This is a genomic window from Tardiphaga sp. 20_F10_N6_6 (genome assembly GCF_052076045.1).
Lineage (GTDB): Bacteria > Pseudomonadota > Alphaproteobacteria > Rhizobiales > Xanthobacteraceae > Tardiphaga > Tardiphaga robiniae.
Window position 1 is genome coordinate 3,760,295 of sequence record NZ_CP197239.1, and the last position, 16,416, is coordinate 3,776,710.

The following is a 16,416-nucleotide window of genomic DNA, read 5'->3' on the forward strand; positions in this document are numbered from 1 at the left end:
TCTTCTTAACCTCTCCCCGCTCTGCGCGGGGAGAGGTCGAAATGCGAGCGGAGCGAGTATTTCGGGTGAGGGGCATGGCATTGAGCTTGCCCCACTTACCACACCCTCGGATCGCACCATCCGACCCGCGAATAAGAGCTTGTATTTTCCGCCATACCTCGCCCCTCACCCGGAGCCGTCGCTTCGCGCCGGCCCCGACCTCTCCCCGCAATGCGGGGAGAGGTTAAGGAAGATCAGCGCTTCGATTTTACTTCGTCAGCGGGCAGCCGCTCTCGGCCGCGGTCGGATAGGCCTTGTCGCCGGGCACCACGGCGAGCTGCTTGTAGTAATCCCATGGCTTCTTCGATTCCGACGGCTTCTTGACCTCGAACAGATAGAGGTCCTTCACCATGCGGCCATTGGCGAGCACCTTGCCGCCCTGGGCGAAGGCGTCATCGACCGGAAGTTCCTTCAGCTTCTTCGCGACAGCTTCGGAGTCCTTGGTGCCTGCCGCCTTGACTGCCTTCAGATAAGACAGCGTCGACGAATAGGTGCCGGCCTGGATCATGTTCGGCATGCGCTGGGTGCGCTTGAAGAAGCGATCGGCGAACTCACGCGATTTGTCGTCTCGATCCCAGTAGAACGACTCAGTCAGCACCAGACCCTGCGCCGCCTGCAGCCCGAGGCCATTCACTTCGGCCAGCGTGAGGAGGAGACCGGCGAGCTTCTGTCCGCCGGCGACGATGCCGAATTCAGCCGCCTGCTTCACGGCGTTGGTCGTGTCCAGGCCGGCATTGGCAAGGCCGATGACCTTGGCCTTGGACGCCTGAGCCTGCAGCAGGAACGACGAGAAGTCAGACGAGTTCAGCGGATGGCGAACGGCGCCGAGCACCTTGCCGCCCTTTGCCTTCACGATGTCGCCGGTGTCCTTCTCCAGCGAATAGCCGAAGGCATAGTCCGCCGTGAGAAAGAACCAAGTATCGCCGCCAGCTTCGGTCAGCGCGCCGCCGGTGCCAACACCCAAGGCGCGTGTATCGAACGACCAGTGGAAGCCATAAGGCGTGCAGGCATCGCCGGTGACGCGCGACGAGGCCGCACCGACCACGATGTCGATCTTCTTCTCCTGATTCGACAGTTCCTGAACCGCGAGAGCCACCGACGAGGTAGTCAATTCAGTGATCATGTCGACGCCTTCGACGTCATACCAGCGCCGCGCGATCGAGACGGCGAGGTCAGGCTTGTTCTGGTGATCCGCGGTGACCAGTTCGATCTTCTTGCCGAGCACCTCGCCGCCGAAATCCTCGATCGCCATCTTGGCGGCTTCGACCGAATATTTGCCGCCGTAATCGGCATAGACGCCGGACTGATCGTTGAGAATGCCGATCTTTACGCCTTGCGCCGAGGCCGGCGCGGCCAGGAAAAGACCGCACAGCGCAGCCGTCGACAACAGTCCGAATTTCATCAATGCCTCCCAGGTTTTCAATTTGGGCGCACGCTATGTGAGAAGCTCGGAACGAACCAGATAATCTTTCGACTTAGCCGAAATGTGCAGATCAGCTTTGCGTTAGTTCAAGATCACTCCCAACGACGATTGCTGCAACGCACGCGCGCGGTCACTGCATCCGCTTTTTCAGCGCAGCATCGATACAGGCGAGTTCCCGCTCGATCTCCGCGACCATCGAGACAGGATCGGTGTCGGAGATCAGGTGCATCTTCTCGTATGTCCCATCCTGAATGCTCTTCAGGATGGCCAGACGATCGTCCCGATAACCCTGCAGGCGCTCGAAATCGCCGCGCTCGGCATATTTCGCGATGAGTTTCTCGAAGACAGTGCTCATGGGTGGAGTTCCTTGGCATCAAAAGCGCGGGGACGAATGCCCCGCGCCGTGAACGGTCGGCGATCACAAACCGCGCAGCACCAACCGGTTGAGACGGCTCGCAAACGCGGCCGGGTCTTCTGGCAATTCGCCGTCGAGGATCTGCGCCTGCTCGAGCAGCAGGAACGCGATGTCGGACGCTTCGCCGCCCGCCGCCTTGTCGGCACCGGCGATCTTCGCCACCAGCGGATGGCGCAGATTGATCTCGAGGATCGGCTTGGTGACGCTGCCGCGATTCTGCATCGCCAGCATGCGCTCGAGCTCGCGATCCGGACCGGCGCCGCCAGCGACAAGGCACGACGCCGATGTGGTCAGGCGCGTCGAGACCTTCACGTCGGAGACGCGATCGCCGAGCGCGTCCTTGATCACGGCAATGGTCGCAGCCTCGTCGGTCTCGGTCTTCGGCTCGTCCTTGGTCGCGTCTTCATCAATGCGCGGGATCAGATCGAGATTGACCTCGCCCTGGCTCAGCGACTTCAGCGGCTTGCCATCGAAATCGAGCGGCGCCGAGCTCCAGAACGCATCGACCGCGTCGGTCAACAGCAGCACTTCGATGCCGCGTGACTTGGCGGCTTCCAGCTTCGGATTCGACTTCAGGCGATCGAGGCTGTCGCCGGCGAGATAATAGATTTCGGTCTGGTTCGGCTTCAGGTCGGCGACATAATCCTTCAGCGAACGCTTCTCGCCCGTGGTCGTCGTGAAGCGCGACAGCGCCAGCAGCTTCTCGCGACGCTCGAAATCCTCATAAATGCCTTCCTTGATCACCGGGCCGAAGGCGTCCCAGATCTTGGTGAAGGTCTCGGCATCCTTCTCGCTCAGCGTCTCCAGCTCGCCGATCACGCGGGTCGCCACGGCCTTCCTGATTTGCGCGAGCTGCGGATTGTTCTGCAACATCTCCCGGGAGAGGTTCAGCGGCAGATCCTCGGCATCGATGACGCCGCGGATGAAGCGCAGATAGGACGGCAACAGGTCCGCATCGTTGGTGATGAAGACGCGACGCACATAGAGCTTCACATGGCCCTTGCGGTTCGGCTCAAACAGGTCGAACGGCTTCTGCGACGGCGCGAACAGCAGCACCGCATAGGAATAGCGGCCCTCGGCACGGTAATGCAGCGTCATCGCCGGTTCGTCATAGGCATGCGCGATAGACTTGTAAGCCGCGCTGTAATCCTCCGGCGTCAGTTCGGACTTGGAGCGCTGCCACAGCGCGCTGGCCGAATTGATCTGGCGCGGCTCGGCATCGCCGTCCTTGAGCATGATCGGAAACTGGATGTTGTCCGAATAGGCGCCGACAATGCGCTCGATCTCGTAAGTTTCGAGATATTTCTTCGCGTCTTCTTTCAGATGCAGCACAATGGAGGTGCCGGTCGGCACGCTCATGCCGTCACTGACCTGGCCGATCTCGAAACCCGCACCGCCGGTCGAGGTCCAGGTGAAGGCGTCATGGGTGCCGGCGCGGTGGCTGGTGACGACGATCTTCTCGGCCACCATGAAGGCCGCATAGAAGCCGACGCCGAACTGGCCGATCAGATTCGAGCCGTCCTTGGCCTCGGTCAGCCGCGACAGAAACGACTTGGTCCCGGATCTCGCGATGGTCCCTAGGTTGTCGATCAGTTCCTGGCGATCCATGCCGATGCCGGTATCGACGATCGACAGCGTACCGGCCGCCTTGTCCGGAATGATGGTGATGTTGGGCGACTGGCCGTCGGGGATCAGCTGCGGATTGGCGATCGCCTCATAGCGCAGCTTGTCGCAGGCGTCGGACGCGTTGGAGACCAGTTCGCGCAGGAAGATATCGGTCTCGGAATACACCGAGTGAACCATCAGGTTCAGCAATTCGGCGACTTCGGCCTGGAACGGCTGGGAAACGGGTGCAGCGGTGTCAGTGGTCGTCATGAAAAGTGCCCGATACTGGTAAGGGAGAGATCACGCATATAGCGACGCGGATTTGCCGAGTCCATGGTGCGAACCGATGGTTTCCGCGCGAAAAGGCTGATCGGGAACTGAAACTCGCGACGCTACTTTGAAGCGGCGACCTGCGATGCGAGCAGAGCCGTGGTCGCATCGAGATCGACCAGCGGATGGACCTCGAACTGAGCCGGAATGATATCGGCCCATTCGTTGAGGATACGATGCAGCACGTCGTTACTCCCGACCTTGAACACCGCGACCACACCGCGGCCGACGCGGGGATAGATGTGCTGGCAGATGCCCGACGCCTGATACCCCGCCATCCACGGCCAGAAGCTCTGACGCGCGGCCGCCATGTCGGACGGACGATCGGCGCGCGGATTCGAGATCACCAGAAACAGCATCGCTGATCTCCTGTCGGCGCACTCAGAATGCGTCAGCCCTGCAGCGCACCGTGATAGGCGCTTTCCAGCATGGCCAGGCATTCACGCGCACGCGCCTGCGCGATGTCGTTCGCGGTCTGGGAGATTTCGCGGAGATCGCGGATCGCCAGATCGACGGCGCTCAGCAGATCGATTTCACACTCATCGGCCTGGGGGGCCGCTACACGCATGGGGAAAGGGATAACTACACTCACTGGCACGCCCGCTCTTCACGATTGCAACGCTCGAATCACTCGCGACTCATTTGGCCTGCGAATGGTTAAGCCAATCGGTAGGAAGCAACGGATCTGACGTAAAACTGTCGCGCCGCCGTCAATCCTGCCAGCTCACCGGCGGGATCAGACCGACGGACGGGTCATCGCCAGGGTCATCCGACGGCTGGATCGTGGGCGCTTCGTCCTGTTCGGGCGTCGCGTCGATAATCATGGCCGGCGACGGAAGCTGTGGAACGGCCATGCTCTGCTGCCCGCGCCGATAAGATTCGAATTCGAGCTGTTTGGCGAAATACCGGAACAGGTCAGCCGCGTATTTGCGCTGCTCGGGACTGGACGCCGACGCGATCTGGAAGATCAATTCGTCGGACAGTTCCGACGTGGTCGCACCGGTCAGGTCTTCGAGAACGCTCATCACAATGGCTCAGCCTATGAAGCTTTGAGCCTGCACGAGTGTGGTTGATATCGCGTTGTTCGTCAGAGCAATCGGGGGCGCGTGTATAAGCATCACTAATGACGCCCTAATTTGTACCGTTAGCGGGGCATCGAACGTCCTACGGATGCGGCCGCGCATGCCCAGACGCAATGAGATAGTGCCTATTGCGCACTCTTGCCGCTTATTCGTGCAAGTCGGCGGAACCCGGCACACGGAAAATTAAGCCACGATTAACCATGACCGGGCAATAACCGGGAGGTAACTGATTGCTGTCAACGGGGATACGACGATGGTCTTGGCAATGAACCGCAGCAGTCATTCTGCGCATGCCAATGCAACCGAAGAGAACGACGATAGCTCCGATATCTCCGCGCTGATCGGGCGGTTGACCGCCGAGGTCAACGAGATCGCCTGCGAGAAAACCCGGTCGATCCAGCACATCACCAACCAGATGAAGATGCTGGCGCTGAACGCGCTGATCGAAAGCTCGCGCGCGGGAGCGCAGGGCGCGGGCTTCGCCGTCGTCGCGCAGGAAGTGCGCAATGTCGGCCAGCAGGTCGAGACCATCGCGCGCGATCTGGAATCCCAGCTCACAGCCCGCACCGGCAGCCTGATGGCGTCGATCGAGAAGATGACCGAGCGCTCGCGCGGCGAACGCATGGTCGACCTGTCGCTGAATGCCATCGAGCTGATCGACCGCAATCTCTATGAGCGCACCTGCGACGTCCGCTGGTGGGCGACCGACTCCGCCGTCGTCGACTGCGCGGCCGCACCGAGCGACGCCACCGTCGCCCATGTATCGGAGCGGCTCGCCGTGATCCTCGGCGCCTACACCGTCTATCTCGATCTCTGGCTGTGCGACATGCAGGGCAATGTCATCGCCAGCGGCCGTGGCGATCGTTTCAATGTGACGGGCCAGAATATCGCCGGCACCGCCTGGTTTCGCGACGCCCGTACGCTGCGCTCCGGCGACGACTACACCGCGGGCGACGTCGAGCGCCAGCCGCTCCTGAACAATGCGCAGGTCGCGACCTATTGCGCCAGCGTGCGCGAAGGCGGCAAGGCCAATGGCCGCGCCATCGGCGTGCTCGCGATTCATTTCGACTGGGAAGCCCAGGCGCGCGCCATCGTCGAGGGCGTTCGCGTCGACGACGACAAGACGCGCGTACTGCTGGTGGATTCGAACCTGCGCGTCATCGCCTCGTCCGACGGCCAGGGCCTGCTCACCGAACGCATCCCGCTGGCCTTGAACGGCCGCCGCAGCGGCTTCTATCACGACCGTTCGGGCGGCCTCGTCGCCTTCCATGCCACACCGGGCTATGAGACTTACAAAGGTCTCGGCTGGTACGGCGTGATCATGCGCGGCGCCTAGCCGCACGATCTAGTCAATGACGACTTCGCTGCGATAATCTCCCCTACGCCATGAGCGGGAGACAGCGATGACCGACGTCACTTTCGAACCGGCAATTCCGGTTCTGCGCATCTATGACATTGCTAAAGCGAAGGAGTTCTATGTCGACTTCCTCGGCTTTGCGATCGACTGGGAACATCGTTACGAGCCGGACTCCCCGCTCTACATGCAGGTGTCGCGCGGCGGCGTGAAGCTGCATCTCAGCGAACACTATGGCGACGGCACGCCGGGCAGCGTGGTCTATATCCGCGGCAGCAATATCGCGGCTTTCGCAAAGGAGCTGCATGACAAGCGGGCCCGTTTCGCGCGCCCGAGTCCGACCGATACGGCCCCAAAGATCACCGACCCGTTCGGCAATGTGCTGCGCTTCGATGACGCGACCAACACGCACTGAGCCCGCCGCTTCAGCCATCGCTGCAACGAGAGAACTTACCCGTTCAACCAGTTCCGGATCTTCGCGAAGAACCCCGTGTCACGTCGCACGCTGACAGGCCCCACGGCAATTGGCCGCACGGGCTCGCCATCCACGACCGGCGCTGCCCTTGCTGCCGCCAGCGCCATGGGCCCGACCTGCGCGAGGAACGCATGTTCATGGCTGCGCGTCAGCCGCGCCAGCGCGGCGTCAAATGGCAGCCACGCGACTTCGCTGATATCCTTCATCAACTTGCGTGACGGCGCGGCCGCGGCCTCCATGTGCCAGAAATGCACGACCTTGGTCCGTTCACCGAGCGGATAGGCCAGGGCACCGAGATAGTCATGCACCGACGCGGCATGGCCGGTCTCTTCCAGCACCTCGCGCTCGGCTGCGTCGCGCGGCGTCTCGCCATTGTCGAGCTTGCCCTTCGGCAACACCCAGTCGCCGCGCTTGCGCAGGCAGACCACGGCGAACAGCGGCGTCTCGCCCCGCTGCACGACAATGCCTCCCGCCGCCATGATGATATCGCGCGCCATGATTGTCCTTAACCGCTAACGCACAAAGACGCCATCGAGGTCATCCTCGATATGAGCACGAATGATGGAATCGAAGTCCGGTTCCGCCTGGAAACCCAGCGCCAGCGCACGTTTGGTATCGAACATCGTGGGCCATCCGGCAACCATCGCCATCGTGGCGGGATCTGGCACATGCTTGATGCGTGTCACAACACTGTCACCTGCCACGCGGCGGAGCGCCGCGATCATGTCCGCGACCGATGCCCGCACGCCGGGCATCATCACCGTGCGGCGTGCGCCGAGCTTGGCGCTGTCGAGCGTCGCGCCATGAAGCAGGAATTCCGTCGTCGCGCGCGGACTGGCATGTGTCTGCCCGACGTCGTCGGTTACCGGCAGCACCGCCTCACGCCCGGCCAGCGGCTCGCGAATGATATTGGAGAAGAAACCCGACGCTGCCGCATTGGGCTTGCCCGGCCGCACGCAGATATTCGGCAGGCGAATGCCGATGCCGTCGAAGAAGCCGCGCCGCGTATAGTCCGCCAGCAGCAATTCGCAGATCGCCTTCTGCGTTCCGTAGCTCGACAGCGGCGTATGAAAGAAATCGTCGGTGATCGGCCCGTTATAGGGCGCGCCGAAGGTCGCGATGGACGAGGTGTAGACGATGCGAGGGCGATAACCACCCCCCATCGCGCGGATCGCCTCGAACAGATTGCGCGTGCCGTCGAGATTGACCGCGTAGCCCTTGTCGAAATTCTGTTCGGCTTCGCCGGAGACGACCGCAGCAAGATGGAAGATCAGGTCAGGCTTTGACGCCAGCAGTGCTGCGGGCGCATCCGGTTTTGCGAGATCGACCATGATGCTGCGCGCGCCAACCAGATCGCTGGGGATCGCATCGGCCATCGCAAGATCGCCGATTTCCCCACCGCCGACATGACCGTCCTTCAGCAGCCGCTCACACAGCTTGCGGCCGATCATGCCGGCCGCGCCAATCACCAGAACCTTCATTCCTTGATCTTCACTCTTTGGGCGCCGACAGCTTGTAGATCTCCAGCGCGTCGGCATCGGCGCCGCGCACCGCCTTGCCCATGCGGAAGATCTGCGCCGCGAGCGCAGCCATCGGCACCGGCGTCGATGTGTCCTGCGCCACGGCGACGACCGTATCGAGGTCCTTGAGCATCGTGTGGATGTGGCCGAGCGGCGGCGAGTGAATGCCCTGTGCCATGCGCGGCACGAACAGTTGCAGCGGGATCGAGTCTGCAAAACCACCCGCGAGTGCTTCCGGCAGGCGTTTGGCGTCGATACCGGCATTCACGGCAAGTCGCGTCGCTTCGGCCAGCACCGCCATGGCGCAGCCGACAATCACCTGGTTGCAGAGCTTGGTCATCTGCCCGGCGCCGGTCGGCCCCATATGCGTGAAGTTGCGCGCCATCGCCAGAATATAAGGCCTGATACGTTCGACATCGGCGGCGTCGCCGCCGGCCATGATCGCCAGCGTGGCTTCCTCCGCACCCTTGGTGCCGCCCGACACCGGCGCATCGATCCAGCCCATGCCGTTTGCGGCTTTCAATCGTGCCGCGATGGACTTGGTCTTGTCCGGATGAATCGAGGAGAAATCGACGACCAGCTTGCCATTGCCATCGCTGCCGGACAGGCCGTTGTCGCCAAACACCACTTCCTCTACCGCCGATGCATCGGTGAGGCACATGAAGATAATGCTCGCATGGGCGACGACATCACGTGGGCTGGCGGCGACTTTCGCACCGGCCTCTACCAGCGCAATGGCCTTGCCGGGCGAGCGATTCCAGACGGCCACATCGTAACCGGCGCCCAGCAACCGTTTGGTCATCGGCAGTCCCATCAGGCCGAGGCCAAGGTAACCGAGCTTCTCTTTGCCGCCCGCTGAATCCACCATTTTGACGCCGTTGTCCTTCTGCCGCCGAGCCACGCTGCTCGCATCTGCGAGCTATCTACGCTGCGTCCGCAGCCGCAGCAACGATGATATCAACGCCTGCGTAACTGCCAATTGTTGCGCCACAGCACGAATGAATGTTGGGCACGCACCTCGCTTGCCAGAATATTTGAAGCATGAAAGGCTTCAAGACAGTGAGGCTTTTCTTTTGGCCGGGTCTGGCCATCATCAAACGGAGTGAGCGGGCATGAAGCTGGGTTCTTCGAAGTGGCTGATGGCGGCGACTCTCGCGGCGGGGGCGCTGACGGGTGCGGCGCAGGCGCAGACGATTCCGACCATCAAGGTCGGCTGGACCATTCCGGCCGAAGAATCCAAATACTGGATGATGAAACGCCCGACCGAATTCACCAATCTCGGCAAGACCTACAATATCGAATGGACCCAGTTTCAGGGCACCTCGCCGATGACGCAGGCGCTCGCCGCCGGTGCGCTGGATTGCGCCACCCAGGGCGTGCTGTCGCTCGCCAACGGCGTCAACGGCGGCAACCTCAAGGCCTATATCGTCGCGCAGCACGTGTCGGAAAAGCCCGGCAGCTTCTCGGTCTACTGGGCCGTGAAGGATGACTCGCCGATCAAGACCATCGCCGACCTCAAGGGCAAGAATGTCGGCATTTCCGTCATCGGCGGCGGCACCTACGGTCCGTTCAAGATGCTGCTGAAGGGCGCCGGCGTCGATCCCGAGAAGGACGTCAAGCTGATCGAGATCGGCTTCGCAGCTTCCGAGGATGCGCTGCGCCAGGGCCGCGTCGACGCGATCAACATGAACCAGCCATTTGCCGCGCGCATGGAAGCTAAGGGCGGCACGCGCAAGCTGTTCTCGCTGAACGAAGCGATGCCGAACATCGTGCATATCCTTGAAGCCTGCCGCGCCGATTTCGTCGACAAGAATCCCGAACTCGCCAAGGCCTATGTCGCCGACATCACCCTTGGCATGAAGAAAGCGTTGGCCAACCGCGAGGAAACGCTGAAGGTCGTCAACGAAGTCATGAGGGCGCCGATCCCGGTACTGGAGACCTATCTGCTGAAGGACAACGACTTCGCCCGCGACCCGGGCGCAGCACCGAACTTCCCGGCCATGCAGAAGATGCTCGATATCTACACCGAGGCCGGCATGCTGCCGAAGATGGACGCGATGCAGTTCAAGCACCCGACCATCGTGGCGCCGATCCAGTAGAGCAAGACGCGACATCTCATTGTATGATGTCCTGAGGCCACGCCCACGGCGTGGCCTCACTGCATTGGACGACAAGACCAAGAAACGGAAAGATACGCCCCATGAAGAAATTGCGATCCCGCGTCACCACCGACGGCCTCGACCGTGCCCCGCACCGCGCTTTCATGCGCGCCATGGGCCTCGACGACGAGGCGATCGCAAAACCCATGATCGGCGTCGTGTCGATGAAGGGCGAGCAGACGCCCTGCAACATGACCCATGACTTTCAGGTCGACGCCGCCAAGACCGGTATTTCCGAAGCCGGCGGCACGCCGCGCGAGTTCTCGACCATCTCGGTCTCCGATGCCATCAGCATGAACCATGAGGGCATGAAGTTCTCGCTGCTGTCGCGCGAAATCATCGCCGACAGTATCGAAGCCGTGATGCACGGCCTCGCTTACGACGCACTGATCGGCTTCGGTGGCTGCGACAAGACGTTGCCCGGCGTCATCATGGGCATGGTCCGTTGCAATGTGCCGTCGATCTTCATCTATGGCGGCAGTTCGCTGCCGGGATTACACAAGGGCAAGACGCTGACTGCGCTGGATTCCTATGAAGCCGTCGGCGCCTTCATGACCGGCGACATCGACAAGCAGGAGCTGGAGGCCATCGAGCGCGCGTGCCTGCCAACCATCGGCGCCTGTGCGGGCCAGTTCACCGCCAATACGATGGCGATGGTCTCCGAGGCGCTGGGGATCACCATGCCCAATGTCTCGATGATCCCCGGCGTCTATGCCGAACGCGCGCAATTCGCCCGGCGCGCCGGACGTCTGGTCATGGACATGCTGCGCAAGAGCGGCCCGTTGCCGCGCGACATCGTCACCCGCAAATCGCTGGAGAACGGCGCGGCCATCGTCGCCGCCACCGGCGGCTCGACCAATGCCGCATTGCATCTGCCGGCCATCGCCAACGAGGCCGGTATCAAATTTACCATCGACGATGTCGGTGAAGTCTTCGCGCGCACGCCGCTGATCGGCAATCTGCGGCCGGGCGGCAAATATGTGGCCAAGGATGTCTACGATATCGGCGGTACGGCGGTCGTCATTCGTGCACTGGTCGAGAGCGGCCATATCGACGGTTCGTGCCTGACCATCACCGGCCGAACCATCGCGGAAGAATACGGCAACGCCAACAAGGCCGATGGCGAGATCATCTACTCCTCAGCAAAGCCGATCATGCCCGATGGCGGCGTCGCGGTGTTGAAGGGCAACCTGTCCCCCGATGGTGCGGTGATCAAGGTCGCCGGTCTGAAGAAGACGGTGTTCGAGGGCACGGCGCGCGTGTTCGAAGACGAAGAAAGCTGCGTCGCCGCGGTAAAGGACCAGAACTACAAGGAAGGCGACGTGCTCATCATCCGCAACGAAGGCCCGGTCGGCGGCCCCGGCATGCGCGAGATGCTCGGGGTCACCGCGCTCATCTACGGCCAGGGCATGGGCGAGAAGGTCGCGCTGATCACCGACGGCCGCTTCTCCGGCGCCACCCGCGGCATGTGCATCGGCTATGTCTCGCCGGAAGCCTATATCGGCGGCCCACTCGCGCTGGTGCGCGATGGTGACAAGATCCGCATCGACGCGCCGGCGCGGCGACTGGATCTGATGATCAGTGATGCCGAATTCGCCGCGCGCAAAGCGGCGTGGACCCAGCGTCCGCCGCGTCATCGGGCCGGTGCGCTGGCGAAATATGCCAAGCTCGTCGGACAGGCCCCCGGCGGCGCCGTCACGCATGATGGCGGCGCGGAATGGCCGTGGTTTGAGTGAGTAGTCCTGGCGCCGGCAGTGCGCTCCTTCTCCCCGCACTGCGCGGGGAGAAGGTCGGGATGAGGGGCAAGGTAACGGCCTATCATCTCGCATGGTCTATCGGGTCGGGATCGGTGCGAACCGTGAGTGCTATTGTGCGACGACTACAGCGCGCCGCCCCTCACCCGCCGCGAAGACGCGGCGACCTCTCCCCGTAAAGAACGGGGAGAGGTTAGAGCGCCGTCGCAGCCCTGAGCTCATCCGCCGTCGCGCGCTTCAGCCCGACTGCTTCGATCGCACGTTGCGCCGCCGCAACCAGATCCTGATTGCCTTTGGCGCGGCAGCCATCCGGCAGCAATTCGTTGTTCTCGAAGCCGACGCGGATATGGCCGCCCAGCAATGCGCCCGCGGTGACGCAGGCCGTCTCCTGCGCACCGAAGGCGCAGACACTCCAGTGTTCGAATGTTGGCGCACCGGGCGCGACGAACGGCAGCAGATCGGCCGGGTGCGACGTCTGCCCCGCCGTATAACGGCCGAGCACGAACAGCACCGGCAGCTTCTCGAACGGCACTAGCCCGCGCTTGCGAAACTCGGCCAGCCGCGCAGCATCCTGCGCATCGTAGAGAATGATTTGCGGTGTCGCGCGCTCGCGCTTCATCCAGCCGAGCAGATCGGCGAAGGCCTGCTCCTCGCTGGCATCGGGCACCAGTTCGCGCAGCGCCAGCGACGCCGCTTCCGGCTTCACCGCCTGCACCACCGCACGCTGCTGCGCCGGCGTGTATTTGCCAACTGCCTCGGAGGTGATCTGGATGACGAGCCTGTCGCCGACTGCGCTGCGGATCGCCGCGATGGCGTCCCGATAGGCCGCCGCATCGAGCAGGTGACTGCCGTCGGCGTTGCGCACATGGGCATGGATCATCGCCGCGCCTGCCTCGAGGCAATGCGCGGCCGTCACCGCCAACTCCGCCGGCGTCAGCGGCACGGCGGGATGGTCGGCCTTGACCTTGCGGCCGCCGTTGGGGGCGACCGCAATGGCAACGGGTGACATGATTTACGGAATCGCTGCGATGACGGCGATCTCGACCTTGATGGCGGGGTCGGCGAGCTTCGACTCGACGCAGGCGCGCGCTGGGCCAACTTCGGGCACCCAGGCATCCCACACCGTGTTCATGGCATCGCGGTCATTGATATTCGGCAGCCAGACGGTGGCGCTGAGGATGTTGTTCTTGTCGGTGCCGGCTTCCTTGAGGAGCGCATCGATCTTGTCGAGCACCTGCTTGGTCTGCGTCTTGACGTCGCCCGAATATTCATCGGGCACCTGGCCGGCCAGATAGACGGTGTTGCCATGGATGGAAGCCTGGCTGAGACGCTTGCCGGGACCGAGACGCTTGATCATGCAGAAGTCTTTCATTGAGTGTGGAACGGAGTGACCCGGGCGCGACCATCCCCGCTCGGAACTGGCCCGTCAAGCCCATGACGTCACACGGCACAAGTGGCCCCGCGTGGACCACGTCCACTATTCCGCGGCGCGGGCCCGCTTCACGGCATCGTCCATCAACGCCTTTGGCGCTGGCAGCCGCAACCGGCGGCCATGCTGCAGATAGAGCAGCGCGACACGCTTCGGATCTGACAGGTTCCAGATTTCGACCGCAGGCAGCCGCCCCACCAGCGTCACGGACGGTCGATGCGCGATGACATGGGACAGGATCGCGGACTTCGGCCCCTTTTTGAATTTCCGGCGCACTTTGCGCGCGGCATTCTCATTGGCCGCCTGCCAGCGGATCTTGGGTCCGCGGCGACGGTTCAGAAGCCATGAAAAGATTCGCAAAATGAATGGCATACGGCTTTTCTTTTTGCCCGGTTGCAGCGACGCTGGCGCGGTCGCGCACTCATTCTCTTAGAACGGATCATCGACAGGGGTAAAGCGGCGCGATCAAGGCGAAACGTCACGATGCCATAGAGAATGGAGCATTCTCTCGGGAATGACGCGTTCTCCTGGGGGAACGACGCGTTTCACGGGATATACGCGACCCTCGAATCAGGAATAGACCTGCGCCATGTCCGTTCCCGCCGGCGCCTCGCGTCAATCGAAAAATCAGCCAGACGTGTTCCAGACCTCGGACGCATTGTCCGTGCTGCATTCGGTGTTCGGCCTGCCGGGTTTTCGCGGTGCCCAGGAAGATATTGTCCGCCACGTGACCGATGGCGGCAATTGCCTGGTGCTGATGCCGACCGGCGGCGGCAAGTCCCTATGTTATCAGTTGCCATCCTTGCTACGCGCGGGCTGCGGTATCGTCGTGTCGCCCTTGATTGCGCTGATGCGCGACCAGGTGGCCGGCCTGCTGGAAGCCGGCGTCAAGGCGGCGGTGCTGAATTCCACCCTGTCTTGGGACGAAGCCAACGAGGTCGAGCGGCAATTGCTCGCCGGAGAACTCGACCTTCTCTACGTCGCCCCTGAACGTCTGGTCACGCCGCGGTGCCTGTCGATGCTCGGCCGCGCCAGGATCGCCCTGTTCGCCATCGATGAAGCGCATTGCGTCGCGCAATGGGGCCACGATTTCCGGCCCGAATATATCGGCCTCTCGGTCATCGCCGAACGGTTCCCGAACATTCCGCGCATTGCGCTGACGGCCACCGCCGACGATCTGACCCGGCAGGAGATCGTGCAACGTCTCCGCCTGGAAGACGCGCCGAATTTCGTGGCGAGCTTCGACCGGCCCAACATTAAGTATGAGATCGTCGACAAGACCAACGCGCAGAAGCAGTTGCAGGCTTTCATCAGCGACCGGCATTCCGGTGAGGCCGGCGTGGTCTATTGCCTGTCGCGTGCCAAGGTCGAGGACACCGCGGCGGCCCTGAACAAGGCCGGCATCCTCGCGCTGCCCTATCACGCCGGGCTCGACGCACGCCTGCGTGAGACCAATCAGGATCGCTTCATCAATGAAGACGGCGTGGTGATCGTCGCCACCGTCGCCTTCGGCATGGGCATCGACAAGCCCGACGTGCGCTTCGTCTGCCATCTCGATCTGCCGAAGAGCATCGAGGCCTATTATCAGGAAACCGGCCGCGCCGGCCGCGACGGCAAGCCGTCGAATGCGTGGATGGCCTATGGTCTTTCCGACATCGTGCAGCAGCGCCGCATGATCGACGAGTCCACCGGATCGGAGACATTCAAGCGCGTCTCCATCGGCAAGCTCGATGCGCTGGTCGGCCTCGCCGAAACCGTCGATTGCCGCCGCACCCGACTGCTGGGTTATTTCGGCGAAGAGGCGACCGGCACGCGCTGCGGCAATTGCGACAATTGCCTCTCGCCGCCGAAAGTCTGGAACGGCAGCGTTGCCGCGCAGAAGCTGTTATCCTGCGCCTATCGCACCGGACAGAAATTCGGCGCCATGCATCTGGTGGACGTGCTGATCGGCCGCCTCACCGACAAGGTCAAGCAATTCGGCCATGACAAGCTGTCGGTATTCGGGATCGGCGGCGAACTCACCGAGAAACAATGGCGCGCCGTGATGCGGCAACTGGTGGCGCGCGGCTTTCTCTATGCGGATGCAGATAGTTTCAATGCGCTGAAGCTCACCGAAGAAGCGCGCGGCGTTCTCAAGGGCGAGATCGAGCTGATGTTCCGCGAGGAAACCGGCGGTACCGGCCGCGCCCCGCGCAGCAAATCCCGCCGCGGCGACCTTGCGGCACCGCGCAGCGACAACGCCAATCCCGATCTGCTCGCTGTGCTGCGCGCCTGGCGCTCGGAAGTCGCGAAGAAGCGCAACGTCCCGGCCTATGTCGTGCTGCACGACGCCACCATCGATGGCATCGCCAGCGAACATCCCACCACGCTCGACCAGCTCCGCGAAATCCCGGGGATCGGCGACAAGAAGCTGGAGCATTACGGCGCGGAGATCCTCGCTTTGGTGAATGCGACTCCGGGGCGATAGCGGCGATCGACGCCACCGATGTCTATCGCGCGGGCTTGTAGCCCTTGATGACGGACTCCGACTTCTTCAGGGCCGCCACAAGTTCTGCCCCGGTCATCAATGCAGTCGTCTGGCTGGACTTGATGGCGCCGCCCGCTGCAATCGCGACGGCGATGGCCGCCATGCTCTCGATATCCGGCACATCGGCGATCAGCATCACGTCATATTCGCCCAGGCAATACCAACCACCGATCAATTGTCCTCCGACGGCCTCCGTCGTCTGCCGTCCAACGGATTCAACGCGGTTCTGCGGATTCTTCATTTGCGCGGCCCATGATTCTGGCGTGTAGGCAGCCTGATACATATAGAGCGGCATGTTCGACCT

General features: G+C 62.6%; 18 protein-coding genes. 5 read left to right on the top strand and 13 right to left on the bottom strand.

Features of this window, described 5'->3' with window-relative positions:
- Positions 1-247: 247 nt before the first annotated feature.
- The 6 genes from AB7813_RS18095 to AB7813_RS18120 all read right to left on the bottom strand — a co-directional run bounded on the left by AB7813_RS18095 (position 248) and on the right by AB7813_RS18120 (position 4,837).
- On the bottom strand, positions 248-1,441 hold the full coding sequence (locus AB7813_RS18095; RefSeq protein ID WP_089267812.1) for an ABC transporter substrate-binding protein: 1,194 nt from the start codon (positions 1,439-1,441) through the stop codon (positions 248-250).
- A gap of 151 nt (positions 1,442-1,592) precedes the next feature.
- Positions 1,593-1,817: a hypothetical protein gene (locus AB7813_RS18100; protein ID WP_089267813.1), complete on the bottom strand. Its 225-nt coding sequence runs from the start codon at positions 1,815-1,817 to the stop codon at positions 1,593-1,595.
- 63 nt (positions 1,818-1,880) lie between these two features.
- A complete protein-coding gene (gene htpG, locus AB7813_RS18105; RefSeq protein WP_439083895.1) occupies positions 1,881-3,752 on the bottom strand; it encodes a molecular chaperone HtpG in 1,872 nt (623 codons plus the stop codon).
- 122 nt (positions 3,753-3,874) lie between these two features.
- Positions 3,875-4,171 carry a DUF3303 family protein gene (locus AB7813_RS18110; protein WP_320445823.1) on the bottom strand — a complete coding sequence of 99 codons (297 nt, stop codon included), beginning with the start codon at positions 4,169-4,171 and terminating at the stop codon, positions 3,875-3,877.
- Positions 4,172-4,203: 32 nt separating this feature from the next.
- Positions 4,204-4,380: a hypothetical protein gene (locus AB7813_RS18115; RefSeq protein WP_210269243.1), complete on the bottom strand. Its 177-nt coding sequence runs from the start codon at positions 4,378-4,380 to the stop codon at positions 4,204-4,206.
- Between the two features lie 142 nt (positions 4,381-4,522).
- Positions 4,523-4,837: a hypothetical protein gene (locus AB7813_RS18120; RefSeq protein WP_089267817.1), complete on the bottom strand. Its 315-nt coding sequence runs from the start codon at positions 4,835-4,837 to the stop codon at positions 4,523-4,525.
- 322 nt (positions 4,838-5,159) lie between these two features.
- On the opposite strand from AB7813_RS18120, the gene AB7813_RS18125 reads away from it, so the two are divergent.
- A complete protein-coding gene (locus tag AB7813_RS18125) occupies positions 5,160-6,230 on the top strand; it encodes a methyl-accepting chemotaxis protein (RefSeq protein WP_244528141.1) in 1,071 nt (356 codons plus the stop codon).
- 67 nt (positions 6,231-6,297) lie between these two features.
- Positions 6,298-6,663, top strand: coding sequence for a glyoxalase superfamily protein (locus AB7813_RS18130; RefSeq protein ID WP_309942205.1), 366 nt, complete (start codon positions 6,298-6,300; stop codon positions 6,661-6,663).
- A gap of 35 nt (positions 6,664-6,698) precedes the next feature.
- Here AB7813_RS18130 and AB7813_RS18135 read toward each other — a convergent pair whose 3' ends face one another.
- From AB7813_RS18135 to AB7813_RS18145, 3 genes are read right to left on the bottom strand one after another with little or no spacing between them, the layout of a single operon-like run.
- A complete protein-coding gene (locus AB7813_RS18135) occupies positions 6,699-7,220 on the bottom strand; it encodes an NUDIX hydrolase (RefSeq protein ID WP_089267820.1) in 522 nt (173 codons plus the stop codon).
- A 15-nt stretch (positions 7,221-7,235) separates the two neighbouring features.
- Positions 7,236-8,204 (bottom strand): D-erythronate dehydrogenase, encoded by a 969-nt coding sequence (gene denD / locus AB7813_RS18140; protein ID WP_439065244.1) that lies wholly within the window; start codon positions 8,202-8,204, stop codon positions 7,236-7,238.
- Between the two features lie 10 nt (positions 8,205-8,214).
- Positions 8,215-9,111, bottom strand: coding sequence for an NAD(P)-dependent oxidoreductase (locus tag AB7813_RS18145; RefSeq protein ID WP_439065245.1), 897 nt, complete (start codon positions 9,109-9,111; stop codon positions 8,215-8,217).
- Positions 9,112-9,382: 271 nt separating this feature from the next.
- Between AB7813_RS18145 and AB7813_RS18150 the strand changes: the two genes are divergently transcribed.
- Both AB7813_RS18150 and ilvD read left to right on the top strand, forming a co-directional pair.
- Positions 9,383-10,342 (top strand): ABC transporter substrate-binding protein, encoded by a 960-nt coding sequence (locus tag AB7813_RS18150; protein ID WP_439065920.1) that lies wholly within the window; start codon positions 9,383-9,385, stop codon positions 10,340-10,342.
- A 101-nt stretch (positions 10,343-10,443) separates the two neighbouring features.
- Positions 10,444-12,138 (top strand): dihydroxy-acid dehydratase, encoded by a 1,695-nt coding sequence (gene ilvD, locus AB7813_RS18155; RefSeq protein ID WP_439065246.1) that lies wholly within the window; start codon positions 10,444-10,446, stop codon positions 12,136-12,138.
- A 211-nt stretch (positions 12,139-12,349) separates the two neighbouring features.
- Here ilvD and AB7813_RS18160 read toward each other — a convergent pair whose 3' ends face one another.
- The 3 genes from AB7813_RS18160 to AB7813_RS18170 all read right to left on the bottom strand — a co-directional run bounded on the left by AB7813_RS18160 (position 12,350) and on the right by AB7813_RS18170 (position 13,957).
- On the bottom strand, positions 12,350-13,165 hold the full coding sequence (locus AB7813_RS18160; RefSeq protein WP_439065247.1) for a 3-keto-5-aminohexanoate cleavage protein: 816 nt from the start codon (positions 13,163-13,165) through the stop codon (positions 12,350-12,352).
- Positions 13,166-13,168: 3 nt separating this feature from the next.
- The gene (locus AB7813_RS18165; protein ID WP_120288051.1) at positions 13,169-13,513 is read right to left on the bottom strand and encodes a RidA family protein; all 345 of its coding nucleotides are present in this window, start codon (positions 13,511-13,513) and stop codon (positions 13,169-13,171) included.
- A gap of 120 nt (positions 13,514-13,633) precedes the next feature.
- A complete protein-coding gene (locus tag AB7813_RS18170) occupies positions 13,634-13,957 on the bottom strand; it encodes a hypothetical protein (protein ID WP_139285792.1) in 324 nt (107 codons plus the stop codon).
- Positions 13,958-14,174: 217 nt separating this feature from the next.
- On the opposite strand from AB7813_RS18170, the gene recQ reads away from it, so the two are divergent.
- On the top strand, positions 14,175-16,052 hold the full coding sequence (gene recQ, locus AB7813_RS18175) for a DNA helicase RecQ (RefSeq protein WP_439083894.1): 1,878 nt from the start codon (positions 14,175-14,177) through the stop codon (positions 16,050-16,052).
- 22 nt (positions 16,053-16,074) lie between these two features.
- On the opposite strand, the gene AB7813_RS18180 is transcribed toward recQ, so the two are convergent.
- Positions 16,075-16,407 carry a GYD domain-containing protein gene (locus AB7813_RS18180; protein WP_089267827.1) on the bottom strand — a complete coding sequence of 111 codons (333 nt, stop codon included), beginning with the start codon at positions 16,405-16,407 and terminating at the stop codon, positions 16,075-16,077.
- Between the last annotated feature and the right edge of the window lie 9 nt (positions 16,408-16,416).